Below are 16,278 nucleotides of genomic sequence, written 5' to 3' on the forward strand. Positions count from 1 at the left end.
AAGACCTCCAAGCAGCCCAACGGCCATCCCCGTGTTGGCAAAAGGGAACCCGCCGTTTCTTTAGAATTTCTTCAGGTTTTCCCTACTTGGAAACTAAGATGTTTCGGATAAGATGAGTACGTGGCAAGCCGACCGTTACCATGGACCACCGTTAGGTAACGTCACACGCCGACATTGGGTGCCAGCGCAAGGAGCGATAACGTCCCCCAGTAGCAGGAGCGGCACAAAAAGAGACTCGCTCTCCCAATCCTGTGCAGGAGAACGGCATAGTATGAAGGAATATAGACGGGTTAGCAGAGAATTTATAATCGCTTGACGAAAAATTTGATTGACCTGGAGATGAAAACCATGAAAGTTTCTTTACAGGCTGGTCACACCGGCAGCCTGAATTCCTCCCGACGGGCCTCCGGCCGCTGGGCTCCCTATCTGCCCCTGTTATGGCTTCTCGCCATTCCTGTACTGAATATCTGCTACGGTCTGCTGAACCGACCCGGGGCCGAGGTTTATTCACTGGTCACCGCGTGGGATGAGCGCCTGCCCTTTCTTCCCGTATTCGCCATCCCTTACCTCATCTGGTATCCGTTTATTTTCATTACGCTGTTCGCCATTCTGCGCCGAAGTCCCGCCGCCTACTACCGGACGCTGCTCGGCCTCTGCTTGGGGCTTGTCGTCTGCTACGGCGTCTACGCCGTGTTCCAAACGACCGTCGCCCGGCCCGACCTGCCGGAGACCGGCTTCTTCAACCGCCTGCTCGGCTTCGTCTACGCCACCGACCGGCCCTTTAACTGCTTTCCGAGCATCCACGTGTTGACCAGCTACTTGATGATCAAAGGCGCCCGCGTCTTTGGATGGAAAGCCCGGCTGCTCGTGGCGGCCTTGGCGGCGGCCGTGATCGTGTCAACCGTGCTCGTGCGGCAGCACGTCCTCGCTGATGCGGCGGGGGCCATCCTGACGGCCGAGCTGACCTTTGCCTTGGCCGGGTGGGTGCTCCCTGCCCTGGCGGGACTCCGCCTGCCGCGCAAAAAGACCGCCTCTACGGCGGCCAAAGGCTAGATCAAGCAGGAGTCCTTTATCAAGGGACTCCCCTCTCTTCTTAACTTGTCGATAACCGGAGGATTAGACCGTGGAAACCCTATTTCAAGCGGAGGAAACCGCCCAATGGCTGAAGAGCTTCGGCGTATGGGCGATTCTGGCCAGCCTGCTCCTTAGTGTGGGAATCAGCCTGACGGCGGTGATTCCTTCTTTTTTTCTGTCCGCGGCCAATGCCCTCGTGTTCGGCCTTCCGCTTGGCTTTGCCGTCTCGCTGGCAGGGGAAGCACTCGGCGCGTATGTCTCCTACTGGCTGTACCGGAAGGGCATCCGGGCCCTTCGCCGCACCGACTCTCTCGACGGCCGATGGAGCCGGGCTTTTGCGGAAGCCTCTCCTGTCCGGCAGTTTTGGCTGCTGCTGGCGGCCCGGGTCGCACCCTTCCTGCCCTCCGGCCTCATCACCTTCGCCGCTGCGTGGACGCGGATGAACGTGACGAGCTTCATGCTGGCCACCGTAGCCGGAAAGGCCCCTTCGGTGGCCGCAGAGATCTGGGCCGGGCACAGCTTGTTTGCCGTTCTGCGGGGATGGCTCTGACTAGCCTAGCGGCCAGGCAGCTCGGCCGGCGGCGGGGACGCGTCGTGACGAACCGTCACGGCTGCCGTTCCGCTTGCGGTGTTGCCGGCCAAGTCCGCTGCCTTGTATTCGATCGTATACACCCGCCCCGTTCCTTCTCCGTTCCGTACCGCCCGCAAGAGGAATTCCCGGTCGTCGGTTCCGAAGTCCGCTTCCCGGATATCTTCCTCCGGCATTCTCCCCTCCGCTTCGCTGCTCATGATCGAAACGAGCGTGACGGAAGCCACTCCCGAGACGCCATCTGCCGCATCGACGGCAGCGCGGACCGGCACCCACTTGCCGTTAGGCGGCCACATCCCGGCCGGATCGGGCTCTATGGTGAGGCTGGGGGCGGTTTTATCTATCCGGAGCGTCAGGCTCCTCGTCTCTTCGAGTTGGCCCGCCCGGTCCATACTCCGGTAGTCCAACTTGTTCTCTCCCTCCGAGGTTACGGCAAAAGGACCTCGGTAAGCCTTCCACTCCCCGCCGTTCAGCCGGTATTCCGTACGGGCTACTCCGGAAAGATTATCCGTGGCGGACAGCGTGACCGTGACGTCCGAGGTATACCAGCCGTTCGTCCCGTTCGGTTCCCTCGGCTCCGTTACGGCCTCGGTGACCGGCTTCGTCTCATCTAGGCTCCCAAAAAGCCTGCGAATGTCCGCATCGTTCAACGCGTACCGGTACATCCGCAGCTCATCCATGGAGCCCAGCCAGTCCCGATTGGCCGCGGTCCCTTTATCGTAGCCTAGAAGAGGCGGGGTGCTGCGGTTCGTAACATTCATGGAAGGCCCGTCGTACTGGACGGAGGTCGCCGCCCATTCGCCATTGACGTAGATTTTATTGACGGAGCCGTCCCGGACAAAGGTAAGGTGGGTCCAGACGCCCGTTTTGACGAGCCCCCCGGCTGTGGCCACCCCCACTTCCTTCCCGGCCGGCATCCCGAACAGGTTCATGCGGACCGCCCCGTTCTTCTCCACGGCACACCACCACTGCGGGTATTTCCCGGCCAGCCCGTACCAATAAATAATGTGCCGCTGTTGTACGAGCGCTTCCGGGTTGACCCATACCGAGAACGTAAAGTTGTCCGCCTCCGGATGCAGGTCCTCCACGTTGGTCATCTGCACGTTAGCCCGGGCGCCGTTCAAGTACAGCGCATTTCCGTCCAGCCCCGGACGCAGATCCGCGCCGCTGCTCATGAGCCCGGTATGCCCCTTCCCGCTCGTATCTGGAATCCCGTCCGCCTCCGTCTGATCGAAGGTCCAATGAAGCAGCAGCTCCGGCACCGGCCGGTTCCGCTCCAGATGAATGGTGTAGCTCCTGGTTCTCTCGCCCAGCCGCGCCTTGATGGCAATCGCCTCCGAACCGCCCAGCGTGATCGTCTTCGGCTTTCCAGCCTCCGCCGGCTCGCCGTTTACCTCTATGGAGATGGCGTCGTTGTCCGTAACCGGTGTCACCGACAATTGTTCGGTTCCGCTGTACAGGGCCAGCTGGTAGTCGGTGATATCCCCCCGAAACATGGGGGTCAAGCTGCCGTCGGAAAACTGAACGTCATCCAAGTCCGCCTCCGGCGTCTGGAACCAGGCGAAGTTAAACACCGCGAACATGATCTTGTCATAGGGCGTATATTCGCCGCCCTCGAAGAGTAGGGCCGCCTTCCCGTCCGGAAGCACCGATAGCGAGGAATAGGCGGAAGGGCCCTTATAGACGGTTTTGGCCGTCGGCCAGGTTTGCGAGTCGTCATAGCTGACCCGCACCGTCATGTTTTCCCGGACCATCGTGTCGGCCGGGTTGGAGAACAGCACGATGCGGCTGCTGGGATCGGCGGGCTCATACCGGATAAGGCTAGCTTCGCAGATCGGGTCGAGGAGGACGGGATCATAGGAGATCGGGGACCAGGTCGCGCCTTGGTCCCGACTGGTCGATATGCCGCGCCGCCTTATTTCCTGGTGGCTGGACAGCCGGTCATTGCGCATCAGCGTGCCGTCCGACAGCTCCGCCACGGTCGGCTCTCCCAGGCCCGCCGGCAGCCTGCCGCTCTGGTACCAGGTCGCGCCATGATCGTCGCTCTGGATATTCCGGTCAATCGCCGGGATCAGGAGCCGCCCTTTGGCCGGCCCCTGCTGAAGCTGGATGCCGATTCCCGGACCGGTTCCGTCCCATCGAGTTCCGGGGTCCTGAACCTCGCTGAAGCGGTTGACCGGCTCCGACCAGGTCGCTCCCTCGTCATCGCTGTAGACGCTCCAGATCGTCCGGACCCCGCGGCTCGTGCCGTTCACAATGGCTCCGTATGTATCCGGACCGTAATTTTGAGTAACAAAAAGCCATATCCGGCCCGTGCTTTCATCCTGAACCGGCGTCGGGTTGCCGCACGTGTCGGGACCCGCATCGCAAACGACCTGCAACGGCTGCCAGGTCCGACCCTGGTCTAGACTGCGCCTGAGCACCAGGTCGATATCTCCGTTATCGGCGGCGCTGTTTTTGCGTCCCTCCGCAAAAGCCAGCACCGTCCCGGATTTCGTAGTCAGCAGGGAAGGAATCCGGAACGTATGGTAGCCTTCCGTTCCCCCTTTGAATAGATCCAGGTTCGTGAAATACGGCTCCTCTCCCTGCGCGGCCGCTGCCGCCGATAAAGGTCCGCTGCCAATTGGCGCAAAGGAAATCGGGACCAGCATAAAGGCAAGGAAGCATAGGAGGATCGCCTTTCTTCTCCGCATCTCATTAAGCTCCTTTCCGTTTCCGTATAAGGATTTGAGAACTTACTGACCGTCAAACCGTGCCAGCACCAGCCGCTCGTAAGGCCGCTCCTCGCCGCATTCGTAAAGGCATAGGATCGTTCCGTCCGCCGCGACGGCGAGATCGGAATAGGCGGCAGGCCCCTTGTGAAGCTCCTTCAGCACGGTCCAGGTCCGGCCCCCGTCAGAGCTTCTTCGGACCGTCAGGTTCTCCCGCTTCGTGCCGGCCGGATTGGAGAAGAGCACGCCCCCGCTCCCGTCCTCAATCAGGCTGCCCTGGCAGACCGGCTCGATCAGCGCTTCGTCGAGAATCAGATCCGACCAGGTGAGCCCGCCGTCCCGGCTCCAGGAGACAGCGCGCCGATTCTTCCCGTGATAGCTCCGCATATTCAAATAAACCGAGCCGTCAGGCAGCTCCGCGAGCGCGCATTCATTCGTGTACTCTCCCGCGATGCCGCCGATCCGCCACGTCTCCCCATGATCGTCACTGTAAATGACATGGGCCGTATACGGGCCCGACGTGCCGGTCTCGGGGTTCAAGACCGCATGGTTGCACGGCACGAGCAGGCGGCCGCTCTGCAGCTGGACCGCATGGCACGGACCGGCCGCATACCAGGTCCACCCCGGCCGCTTGACGTCGGCCGTAATGTCGCGAGGCTCCGACCACGTGAGGCCGTCGTCGTCGCTTTTCATCACCAGGACATCCCGTGCGGCTTTTCCCGCCAGGATGTCCTTCTCATGGCCATCCTCCGCGTTGCGGCAGAGCAGCAGCCAGATCGTTCCCGTTTCCCGGTCCTGGACCGGACACGGGTTCCCGATCGTATTCGCACCCTCATCGGCGATCACCCGGACCGGCTCCCATGTCTTTCCGTGGTCCAAGCTCCGCTTGAGCACGACATCGATATCGCCGGCATCCCCGGCCCCGTTCTTCCGGGCCTCGCAGAAAGCGAGCACCGTTCCCTCCTTCGTCACGAGCAGGGACGGAATGCGGTAAGTATGATAGCCGAGGTCTCCCGCGGCGAACAGAATTTGGTTGTCCATCTTTCTTTCTCCTCTCCGGTCAGCCTTTGATGGAACCGACCATCATGCCTTTGACGAAAAATTTTTGAATGAAGGGATACACGAACAAGATCGGAAGCGTGCTGATGACGACAACGGCGGACTTCAAGGTCGCGGCCGGCGGGGGATTCCGGATGTATTCCACCTGCGATTCGTCCTGCAGAATACCCGACAGCAGAATATTGCGCATCACCACCTGGATCGGCATCTTGCTCTGGTCGTTGATGTAGATGGAGGCTCCGAACCAGTCGTTCCAGTGGTGAACGGCATAGAAGAGGCCGATGGTGGCGATCGCCGGCATGGACAGCGGGATAATAATCTTCCACAGAATGACCGCCGGGGTGGCCCCGTCGATAATGCCCGATTCCTCCAGCTCCTCCGGCAGCGACAGAAAGAAATTCCGCATGATGAACAGGTTCCACGCACTGATCAGGCCGGGAATGACCAGCACCCACAGCGTGTTCTTTAAGCCCAGCTTGTCGATCAGCATGTAGGAGGGAATCAGCCCGCCGTGAAAGATCATCGTAAGAAAAATAAACAGCACGATCCCGTTGCGGCCGGGCAGCGTTCGTCTCGCCAGCCCGTATGCGAGGGTCGCCGTGAACAGGAGGTTGAGAAACGTTCCGACGGTGACCCGAAACAGCGTGACCTTATAGGCGTTGTAAATGATCATGCCGCGCTTCAGCAGCATCTCGTAGGCCCCGAAATCGATTTTATGGGGGATGAGGATGAACGCCCCTCTTCTCATCGATTCTTCGGCGCTTATGAACGAGGTGGACAGCACCGCCAGAAAGGGAATTAGAAACAGCAGGGACAAGACGGCCAGTAGAATGATATTGAACGCGTCGAAGACACGCTCGGATGCGGTTGGTTTAATGGCACTCATCTCCCCGTCCTCCTACCAGATTCCCGTATGGTTCATTTTTTTGGCGATATAGTTGGAGCCCAGAATCAGCAGCATGGCGATAATATTTTTGAACAAGCCGACCGCCGTGGCGAAGGAATAATTGAGCTTCGTCAGCCCTTCCCGGTACACATAGGTGTCGATAATGTCCGCCACCTCGTAAACCGACGGGGAATAGAGCAGCAGCACCTGTTCGAAGCCGGCGTTCAGCAGCCCACCGATGGAGAGAATGAGCAGGATCACGATAACCGGAGCAATACCCGGCAGGGTAATATGCCAAGCCTGCCGCAGGCGGCTCGCCCCATCCATTCTCGCCGCTTCATACAGCCCGGGGTCGATCCCCGTCATGGCCGCCAGATACAGAATGCTTCCCCATCCGATGGACTGCCACACATGGGCTATCACCAGAATGCTTCGGAAATAGCCGGGCGAGCCCAGGAAATGGACCGGTTCCCCGCCTAAGAACACCACCGCCGCATTAATCAAGCCCCCATCGGTGGACAAAATCATCATGGCCAAGCCGGCCACCACGACGGTGGAGATGAAATGAGGCAGATACGAAATCGTCTGAACGACCCGTTTGTACACGGCCGATCTCAACTCATTAAGCAAGAGCGCCAGCAGCAGCGAGGCCGGAAAGCCGAAAAACAGCTTATAGCAGCTGAGCAGCAGCGTATTGCGCATCACATTCCAAAAATAATACGAATGAATGAATTTGCTGAAATGCTTAAACCCTACCCAGTCGCTCGTGAAAATCGCATCGACTCCCTCGAACGGGGAGATGTCCTTAAACGCGATAATAACGCCGAACATGGGGATATAGTCAAAGATCACAAAATAAAGGATGCCGGGCAGAATCAAGTAATAATAAAACCGGTGGACCTTAACGGCCGTCCACAGCCGCCGCCCGGTCGCGAGCCGGCTGCCCGGGGATTCGGAAACCGCCGTATTCATCGATGCCAAGTGCGCTCCTCCTTCTTCCCGCTTGTATGGCAGCCCGGACGGGAAAGCCCCGCCCAGAGCCGCCGTGGACCGGATCTCCCGCCGCCTACTTCTTCTTCTCGTTATACTGGCGTGTGTATTCCGCGATCCATTTATCGAGCCCCGCCTTATACAGCTGATCGATGTATTTATCGAAATCGGACAGAGGTCTCGCGCCCGTCACGAACTTAACCAGCTCCTCGCTGCGAAGACGGTTGATGTCCCCAAGCGTCGGGATGTTCTCGTCGAGCTTCTGCTTGTCGTAGAGGATGTTCGCATCGACCGGCATTTTGGCGACGCTCGTATTCAGCGCTTCCTTGGTCAAATAATCGGCATGCATTTTCTTGACCGGGTCCTTGAACGCATATTTAAGCTCGGTAGCCGTCCCCAGGGAGACCATAAATTCACCCGCATACTCGATGTCCTTGCTCTTCAGCTCCACGTCGAACTTGCTGTCCCCAACATAGCCCCAGTTCGTACCGAAGGCCGCCGTCAGGTGATTGGTCGGAATGTCCTGGTACTGGTAGTTGATAAACTTCATCACGGCCTCCGGATGTTTGGCCTTCTTCGTGATGACCATGGAGGCGGTGTTTCCGGCTGTCGCCGTCATCAGCTTGCCTTTCGGACCCTGAATGCCCCGGATGATTTCATAATTGGCGTCCGCCGGCAAATTCGGCTTAATCTGCGGGAACAAGAGCGTGATGCGCGAGTACCACATGGAGGACATGCCGACCCGGTTCGTCTTCAGCAGCTCCGTCGGATCGAATTTGCTGAACGATTCTTTGTAGAGATAGCCCTTCTGGTACCAGTCCGCCAGCTTCGCGACATAGTCCTTGAATCCCGGAGCCAGCTCCGGCGGCTTCATCTTCTTATCCGCCGGGTCGATCCAGTTGCTGTTGCCGAACTCCGTGAAGCCTCCCATCAGCGCGTTCTTGATGCCGTTCAGGTCCGTCATCATCGGAATCGTGTCGTCCTTGCCGTTACCGTCGGGGTCTTGCTCCTTAAACGCTTTCAAAACAGCTTCAAGTTCATCCAGCGTTTGCGGCATCTTCAGATTCAGCTTCTGGAGCCAGTCCGTCCGGACCCAGATCGGGTAGTGAACCGCCGGCTCCCCCCGCGGGATGCCCCAGATTTTGCCGTCCTTATCCTTCATGTATTCCCATGCTTTATCGTTCCAGGCCTTCTTGATGTCCTGCCCGTATTTGTCGAGCAGGTCGTTAAGCGGGATAATGGCTCCTTTCGGAGCGAGGTCGTCCCAGTTCGCCTGGAAGGTATCCACTTCATCGCTCGAGCTTCCCAGGAGCAGGTTCAGTTTCTGCGAGGAGGCGTCTCCTCCTTGGGGCGGCACAATGGCGACCGGCTCGATGCCGAGCTTGTCGACATACATCTTTTTCATTTCTTCCAGCTTGGCGGGTACGCTGCCTTCCGGCTTCTGGTTCAGCTGCCCCGTGTTCTGGTAAATGTAGATCTTCGGAACGGCCTTCGTCTTCCCCGCTTCCCCCGCTGCCTTGTCCCCTTCCGGGGTCCCGCTATTGCCTGAGCATGCCGCTAGCAGGCTTACGCTCATGACAACGGTAACCGAAGCGCCGGCAACCTTTCTGTTCATGGCTTCTCCTCCCTTTGCTTGTAAATCCCAAGGCACCGCCTTGTTCGGAACCCATCATAGCAAGACGTGAAAGCGTTTCAAATCATAACATTTCTACCTTTGTATGATGATTTTGACATGTCAAAAGGTTATCATGCCTTTCCACCCCTTAGGATTCCCGGACAAGGAATAGACGCGCAGGATCCCGCCGCCACAGCCGTCAGCTGCCGTACAGCCTCTTGAACTCGCCGGGTGTCAGCCCAACCTCTTCCTTAAAGACCTTGATGAAATAGTACGAATGGCTGTATCCGACCTCTTTGCCCGCTTCGCCGATTTTCATGCTGCTCTGCAGCAGCAGCTCCTTGCTTTTCTCAATGCGGACCTTCTTCAAATAATCCACGAAGGGCTCTCCCTTGATTTGCTTGAACAGCCGGCTGATGTAAGCCGGATTCAAGTTGACCTGCTCCGCAACCGAGCTAAGGGACAGGGGTTGGCTGTAATCCCGCTCCAGAATTTCGATCACCCGCGTGATATGCTGGTTTCCTTTGGCGTTCCACTCCCCTTCGAGGTAAGCCGCCGTGAGCCGGATGAGCTGATGGAACCAGCGGACAATCTGGGAAAGGGACTCCTGGTCCAGCAGCTCCTGGTACGGATTGGCCTCCTTCTGCCAAACGGTTCTCCAGTTGACCCCAAGCTGGTTCAACGAATAGATGATGACGGTCAGCAGCTGCACAAAAACCGGTTGGATTTGCTTATAGTGCAGATTGTTTTTCTGTGCATTGATGTCGGAGACGAACTCGTCAAACGCTTGGATGGCCTCCTCCACCCGGGCCGTTTTGAGATACCCGAGCAGCTGCTCTTCTTTAAGCTTGGGATAATGAAACCGGCTCGTCTGATCGAACTGAATCTCCCCAAAGGACAGAACATCGCCGCTGCCGTACAGAATGCGGTACTTGAGAGCCTCGAGGGCCTCTTCATACGACTGGGGCAGCTCCTTCACCGTGGCGCAGGCACTGCCGATCCCGATCGAATAGGAGTGGTTCAGCTCCCCGTTGATTTGTTTAAGCAGCTGCCGCGCGAGCGTCAAGACCTGCTCCTCATCCATTCCCCGCCGGGCCAGGACAAGGGCAAGCAGATTCTCTTCCGCCTCCACAACATAATAGGGCGTGCTCAGCACCGGATTTCGGCTCAGAAGATCCTGGACTTGCAGCTTAAGCAAATCCTCCGTCAGGTTCGCGTCCTCCTCCCGCGCCGTGTTCCGCTCGCCTTGAGCATCCACCGAGAGCGCCATCACCACCAGATCCCGGGTATCGATCCCCAGATGGAGATAATGGATTTTGGCCTCGATCTCCTCCAGGCTCATGTGGTGCCGCCGCAGAAGGACCGCCTTGAATTGCTCGCGCTGGATGGGCATGCTCTCTTCCAATTTCCCCTTGTAATAATCGCGCTCGTGCAGGGCCGATCTCATATAATGGCCGATGGTGCCGAATTCGTCCCCGTCTTCCGCGCGGTGTCCGGCCTCCCATCCGATCAAGGCTTTCAGTCGGGTGACCGGCTTGTATAACCGCAGGGAGGACAAATAAGCCAGAACGACGGAGAGAACCACGAGGAGCAGAGCGGAAAGAACAATGGTTTGCTTGATGGAGGTGGTGCCTTTGGCGAGGGCCTTCATATCCGACACACTGACGAAGGTCCAGCTCAGCAAAGAAGAAGCGGAAAAGCAAACCAGCTCCTGCTCGTCCTGAATCCGGTCCGTGAAGAAACCGGCATGACCGGCGATCTCTTGCTTATCCGGTAAAATCCGGTTAACCGGCTGATGCAGGTAAGCCGGATTGCTGTGAAACAGGAGGTTTCCTTCCCGGGAGACCACATAGATCTCATCCGTACGGGCCAATTTGTTAATAATCTTCTCGTAAATGGCCGAGGCGTTGAGGTTTATGATTAGAGCGTTATCCCCTTTGCCGGTTTTATAGATCACCGAAAGCAGGTGCTTATCCGGACCACGGCGCTGCTTGGCGATCCGGGTATCCATCAGGGTGGCAATTTCCGCACTTTTCTTTCCGGCTTCGTACCAGCCCAAGTCATAGAAAGCCCCGAACGGAAACTGCAGGTTGGATCCGTCATTCTCGGACGTAAGAACAAGCTGCTTGCCCGCGTCATAAAAATACACCGAGTCCACGAACTCGTTGGACATCCGGAACATGTTGATCGTGTCGAGGGAATTCTTCTTGGCCTCCAGGTAAGCATAGAGCGAGGACAAATTTTCCGGGGAGATCTCTCCCTGAAGCTCCTCATAATAGCTTCCTCCCGGAAAACGCTCGAAATTTTGAAACGACCGGTTCAGGGCAAGCTGGTTGGAGTTGTCCTTGATCCGGTTCAAAACCATTTCGATAGCGTTAATCGTCTGGTTTAAGTATTGGAGCTTGTTCGTTCCCGTTTCCTCACGGAAAGATTGGGAAACTTTGTAATAGGCAATGCAGTTGGAGATCAGGCCCGGAATGATGGCAATAAGGGCCGTGGTCATGATCAACTTCATAAAAAAACCGTTTTGGAGCACCCGTCTCAGAAAAGCAGCGGTAGGGCTCGGTTTAAGCATGTCGGGATATCCCTCCTTTCGCTATCCCGCCGGCGGTCGATCCGCCCCGCCCATTAGGAACGATACGAAGGCATCCGATCCCTGCCGGAATGAAGGATAGCGCTTTCATAAATCGGTAACCTTGAACCACGGCCTCAAGCGGATGAGGACCGGGAATTGTTTCATGAGAAACATCTCCCGGCCGTCTATCTTCTCCCTGGGCGAAAGGTGCCGCGGCTTATAAAGCCGCCGCCTCCCGGTTCGGCTCATACCGGTGACGGCGCAGCACGTCACTCGCCTCGTAGAAGGCTTCGAGCTCCTTCCGTTCTTCGGCGGTGAAGGACTTCAAGGGCCCTCTAACGGCAGGGGCGGCTATGACCCCTTGCAGATACAGCATGTATTTCTCGTAGGGAATCACGTCGTACCGGAGCATGTGGGCAATGACGCCGTTCGCTTCCGCCTGCCTGTCCTGCAGAGCCGCCATCACCGGGCGCTCCTCCGACGAAACGGTTTCATACATGGATGTGAACAGGTTAGGCATCATGTTGAAGGTGCTGCCGATGGCACCGTCGGAACCGGCATACGCGCCCCCGAGGTACACCTCGTCATGGCCGTTGTAGAGGAGGAAGGACCTCCCGCATCTCGCCCGGATCTGCTGCATCTCGAACAAATTAAGGGAAGTAAATTTAACGCCGAGGCACCGGGGATGGCGGCTCAGCTGCTCGTAGAAATCCAGGGACAGGCTAACCCCCGTCGCTCCCGGGTAATGGTAGACGAGCATGGGCAGCGATACGGCTTCCATGACGGCTTCGTAATGCTCCCGGATCTCGTTCACCGATACCTTGTAATAGAACGGCACCACCGCCGAAACCGCATCCACGCCTTGGCCTTCGGCATGCTTGGCGAGCCGGATGGTTTCCCTCGTGCCGATGCAGCCTACGTGCGAAATAATCGTCACCCGTCCCGCCGCCGCCCCGACGACCGTTTCCAGCACCCGGCACCGCTCCTCGCTCGTCAGAAGAAACCCTTCCCCGGTGCTTCCTCCCACATAGAACCCTTTGATGCCCTGCCGGATTTGGTGCTCCACCAGACGGGCCAAAGAATCATGGTCAATGTCTCCCCCCGGATGCATCGGGGTTACCAATGCCGTGAAGATGCCGCGAAATGCGGCCAGCTTGTCATTTGTCATGCCTCTCATCCTCTCCGCCGCTCTCCGCGGTATTTATACCCGCATTATAAAGGAAGGAACGGGAGGAGTTTTCTCATTTCTTTATGAAACCTTTCATTTCTTTACCAAATCGGCCCGTGTATAATGTAGCTTACCAGGAAAGGGGGGCGCCGGATGTACCCGCAGTACCTGTTTGAGTATCCCAACCTAGACTCGGATTTTCCCTTCTTCATGAAGAAAAAGAGGTACACTTCCGTGCCCTCCCATCGTCATGATTTTATTGAGTTTTCCTTGGTCTTGGAAGGACAGGGCAAGGAGTGGATTAACGGAGCCTCTCACGAGATGGCGCCCGGCACCCTGGTGCTCCTGCTTCCCTATCAGATCCACGAATACCGGTCTGCCGGTGACGATAAGCTTCAGATGTACGTGTGCAATTTCGATATGACCCTGCTCACGGCGGGGCCGGAATCGGCCTGGGGTCTTCATGAGCTGCTGCTGGGACGGGACCCTGCCCAGCCTTCCTATATCGGACTGCCGGAGGAAGCCCTCCGGGAAACCGTTCGGCTCTGGGACAAGCTTTACGACGAGTACAACGCTTCCCGCGCCTGGAAGCCCATCATGATCCGGGCCTACCTCATGGAAGCGCTGGCCCAATTCGTCCGTCAAGGGGAGCGGCCTCCCGTCCCCCGCCCCTCCCGTCAGGAAGATCCGCGGCCTTCAGCCAAGAATATCTGGCCTGTCGTTCAATATGTCTACGAGCATTTCCTCGAGCCTCTTACCCTCACCTCGTTGTCCGAACGGTTTCATCTCCACCCGACTCAAGTAAGCAAGCAGTTTGGCGCGGCGTTCGGGATGCATTTTGTCGATTTTCTTCATGAGCTGAGGATTCGCCATGCCTGCTCCCTGCTCCTCTCTACCACGCTTCCTATCTCTCAGATTGCTTTCGAATCCGGTTTCTCGTCTTATCCGACCTTTTCCCGCGTGTTTCTCCGCATCAAAGGGACCACGCCGCGCCTGTACCGGGAGAAGCAGGGACGGGACAGAACGGGAGCCGGGTTATAATATCATCTCGTTGATCTTCACACAGAACGGCCAGCATCGCCAGGTACCCTTTTATTGTCATGATCCGCCTACTACGATAAATCCAAATATTCCCATTACTTTAGAAAACACCCCAACTCGGCAAAAGAGTACCGATACGCCATGAAAAAAGGAAGCCTTCCTCGTTCGAGGATGGCTTCCTTTTTAAAGTTGCGCAACGCGGAGGTTCCCCAGCCGGCTTCGCTGCCGGCGGGGCTAAGCGCCCCCGACGCTTTACGCCAAGCCCTTATGGGCGCTGGCCGGCTCGCCGCTGTCCGGGGCAGCCACCTTGCCCGGCCAGAAGGCCGCGCGGCCGAGCAGCACGGTAATGGCCGGCACCAGGTACGGCCGCACGATGAAGGTGTCGAGGATGACGCCGAGGGCCGTAATCAGGCCGAACTGCACCAGCACCTGGATCGGCAGCGTCGCCAGCACGGCGAACGTTCCCGCCAGAATGAGCCCCGCCGAGGTGATGACGGCGCTCGTCTGGCCGACGCCTTCCCGGATGGCCTGGCGCAGCGGCATCACCTTGCTCTTCTGCCAGATGCTCGAGATCATAAAGATGTTATAGTCTTCCCCCAGGGCGACCAGGAAGACGAAGGCATAGAGTGGAATCGAGCCTTGGATGGCCTCTGCTCCCATGCCGTAATGCAGAATGAGCCAGCCGAGCCCGAGGGCCGAGAAGTACGAAAGGATGACGGTCAGCACCAGATACAGTGTGGCGACCACGGAACGCAGATACACCAGCAGAAGCAGGGTGATCAGGCCGATGACGATCGGAATGATCAGCTTGGTATCGCGGGCGTTAACCACCTGGGTATCGTGCTGGGTAGCCGTTTGGCCACCGATCCACACGTGATCTTCGGCGGACAAGCCGGCCGCCTTCACCGAATCCTCTACGACGCGGCGGATGTCCGGGATTTTGTCCATCGCTTCGTTGGAATACGGATTCAGGTTAAACTGCAGGTCGTAAGCAACAATCTGCGGATTCTGCTGACCAGGCACCGGTTTACCCACCTGGCTTACATAAGGCAGCTCCGCCAGACGGTCCCCGACCGGGAGAGTCTTCCCTTCCGTGTTCACGATAACCTTGACCGGAGCCAGCTCGCCCGGAGAGAATTTCTCTCCGATCGCCGCGAACCCTTCCCGGGAAGGCATATCTTCCGGGAAAGAGGAAAGAATGTCGTAAGTCAGCTTGATCTGGGTCGAGAAAGCCGCGAAGCCCCCCAGGAGAATAAGGGTCACCGCCACGATCCATTTCGGACGGCGCACAACGAAGCTTCCGAGCTTCTTGCCGAACCGGTCCGTCTCCTTCGGCTTCGGAACCGGCTTGCCTTTCTTCTCGGCCCGTTCCTTGAGCATCTCCGGCGTACGCGGAATGAACGGGAAGAACGAAGCCCGGCCGATAATGGCCAGCAGCGCCGGAACGAGGGTCAGCGAGGCGAGACCCATGATGAGAATCGAGATGCTGAACGGAATGGCGAACCGGTGGTTCGAGCCGTATTCCGCGACGAGCAGTGCGAGCAGGGACAGCACGACCGTAAACCCGCTCATCGCGATAGCCCCGGTGGAATCCTGGATGGAACGGAACAAGGCCCTTCCCTTATCCTTCTCCTCGGTCAGGATTTGCCGGAAGCGGGCGATCAGGAAGAGGCAGTAATCCGTCCCCGCCCCGAACAGGAGCACCGTCATGATCGAAATTCCCTGGGCATCGACGGTAATCCAGCCTTTTTCCCCGAGAATGCCCAGAATCGGGCTGATTACCCCGTAAGCGAAGCCCACGGCAACTAGCGGTATAAGCGCGAGAATCGGCGAGCGGTAGATGAGCAGCAGGAACACGAGCACAAGCGCGACCGTGGCCATCAGCAGCTTAAAGTCCGCACTGGCAAAAAGCCCCGTAGCGTCGATCTGGATGCCGACCGGCCCGGTTACCCGGGCGCTGAGCTCCTTCGACTTCTGGTCCGCCTTAAACGGATCTCCTCCCGTTTCCTCCTTGGCCTTCTCCATAAATAGGTTGATGCTTTCCTTCAGCCGCTCGGCATCGGCTTCCTTGCTGAACGTGACCGGAAGCACGAGCGTACTGCCGTCCTTGGACGCCTGGCTCTTCAGAACGGGAGGCGGCAGCTTGTAGAACGGCGCCACGGCCGTCTGATCCGGCAGCGGCTGCTTATCCAGCGTCTCGGTGAGCTTGCGGATGTGCTCAAGATCGGCATCGGTCAAGCCTCCCTCCCGCTGCCAGACGATCAGCGCCGGTGCCCCGGCGGAGCTTGCAAACTGCTCCTGCGTCACCTGCTCGGCTTGAACCGACGGCCGGTCCGCGGTCAAGTTAGCCGCCGCGTTGTTCTCCACACTGTTGACCGACGGCCAGACCATGGTCAGAATCACGGTTACGGCAATCCAGACCAGAAGCGTTACCCACTTGCTGCGGCGGCCGGCTACCCAGCCGCCAAAACGGTACAGCGATGATTCCTTCATGAGGATCCTCCTAACGGTAAATAATTTAGTGCTAATCCTTATTTCTTTCGTATTCCATGGCAATGGATTTATAATAA

The 16,278-nt window shown here is 58.0% G+C and carries 11 protein-coding genes; 3 read left to right on the top strand and 8 right to left on the bottom strand.

What is annotated here, in order from left to right:
• Positions 1–348 precede the first annotated feature (348 nt).
• Positions 349–1,053: a phosphatase PAP2 family protein gene (locus MJA45_RS27590; RefSeq protein WP_315605093.1), complete on the top strand. Its 705-nt coding sequence runs from the start codon at positions 349–351 to the stop codon at positions 1,051–1,053.
• Between the two features lie 70 nt (positions 1,054–1,123).
• Positions 1,124–1,624, top strand: coding sequence for a TVP38/TMEM64 family protein (locus MJA45_RS27595; protein ID WP_315605094.1), 501 nt, complete (start codon positions 1,124–1,126; stop codon positions 1,622–1,624).
• A gap of 5 nt (positions 1,625–1,629) precedes the next feature.
• Here MJA45_RS27595 and MJA45_RS27600 read toward each other — a convergent pair whose 3' ends face one another.
• The 7 genes from MJA45_RS27600 to MJA45_RS27630 all read right to left on the bottom strand — a co-directional run bounded on the left by MJA45_RS27600 (position 1,630) and on the right by MJA45_RS27630 (position 12,667).
• Positions 1,630–4,356: an exo-alpha-sialidase gene (locus tag MJA45_RS27600; protein ID WP_315605095.1), complete on the bottom strand. Its 2,727-nt coding sequence runs from the start codon at positions 4,354–4,356 to the stop codon at positions 1,630–1,632.
• A gap of 42 nt (positions 4,357–4,398) precedes the next feature.
• Entirely contained in the window at positions 4,399–5,415 is a 1,017-nt protein-coding gene (locus MJA45_RS27605) for a sialidase family protein (protein WP_315605096.1), read from the bottom strand.
• A gap of 19 nt (positions 5,416–5,434) precedes the next feature.
• The gene (locus MJA45_RS27610) at positions 5,435–6,319 is read right to left on the bottom strand and encodes a carbohydrate ABC transporter permease (protein WP_315605097.1); all 885 of its coding nucleotides are present in this window, start codon (positions 6,317–6,319) and stop codon (positions 5,435–5,437) included.
• Between the two features lie 12 nt (positions 6,320–6,331).
• Complete coding sequence (locus MJA45_RS27615) at positions 6,332–7,291, bottom strand: ABC transporter permease (protein WP_315608120.1); 960 nt, start codon at positions 7,289–7,291, stop codon at positions 6,332–6,334.
• 94 nt (positions 7,292–7,385) lie between these two features.
• Complete coding sequence (locus tag MJA45_RS27620; RefSeq protein WP_315605098.1) at positions 7,386–8,924, bottom strand: extracellular solute-binding protein; 1,539 nt, start codon at positions 8,922–8,924, stop codon at positions 7,386–7,388.
• Between the two features lie 199 nt (positions 8,925–9,123).
• Entirely contained in the window at positions 9,124–11,439 is a 2,316-nt protein-coding gene (locus MJA45_RS27625) for a helix-turn-helix domain-containing protein (protein WP_315605099.1), read from the bottom strand.
• A gap of 277 nt (positions 11,440–11,716) precedes the next feature.
• Positions 11,717–12,667, bottom strand: a complete 951-nt coding sequence (locus tag MJA45_RS27630; RefSeq protein ID WP_315605100.1) for a dihydrodipicolinate synthase family protein — start codon at positions 12,665–12,667, stop codon at positions 11,717–11,719.
• 153 nt (positions 12,668–12,820) lie between these two features.
• On the opposite strand from MJA45_RS27630, the gene MJA45_RS27635 reads away from it, so the two are divergent.
• On the top strand, positions 12,821–13,708 hold the full coding sequence (locus MJA45_RS27635) for a helix-turn-helix domain-containing protein (protein WP_315605101.1): 888 nt from the start codon (positions 12,821–12,823) through the stop codon (positions 13,706–13,708).
• 252 nt (positions 13,709–13,960) lie between these two features.
• Here MJA45_RS27635 and MJA45_RS27640 read toward each other — a convergent pair whose 3' ends face one another.
• Positions 13,961–16,201 (bottom strand): MMPL family transporter, encoded by a 2,241-nt coding sequence (locus MJA45_RS27640; RefSeq protein WP_315605102.1) that lies wholly within the window; start codon positions 16,199–16,201, stop codon positions 13,961–13,963.
• Positions 16,202–16,278 lie beyond the last annotated feature (77 nt).

Source organism: Paenibacillus aurantius (assembly GCF_032268605.1).
Lineage (GTDB): Bacteria > Bacillota > Bacilli > Paenibacillales > NBRC-103111 > Paenibacillus_AO > Paenibacillus_AO aurantius.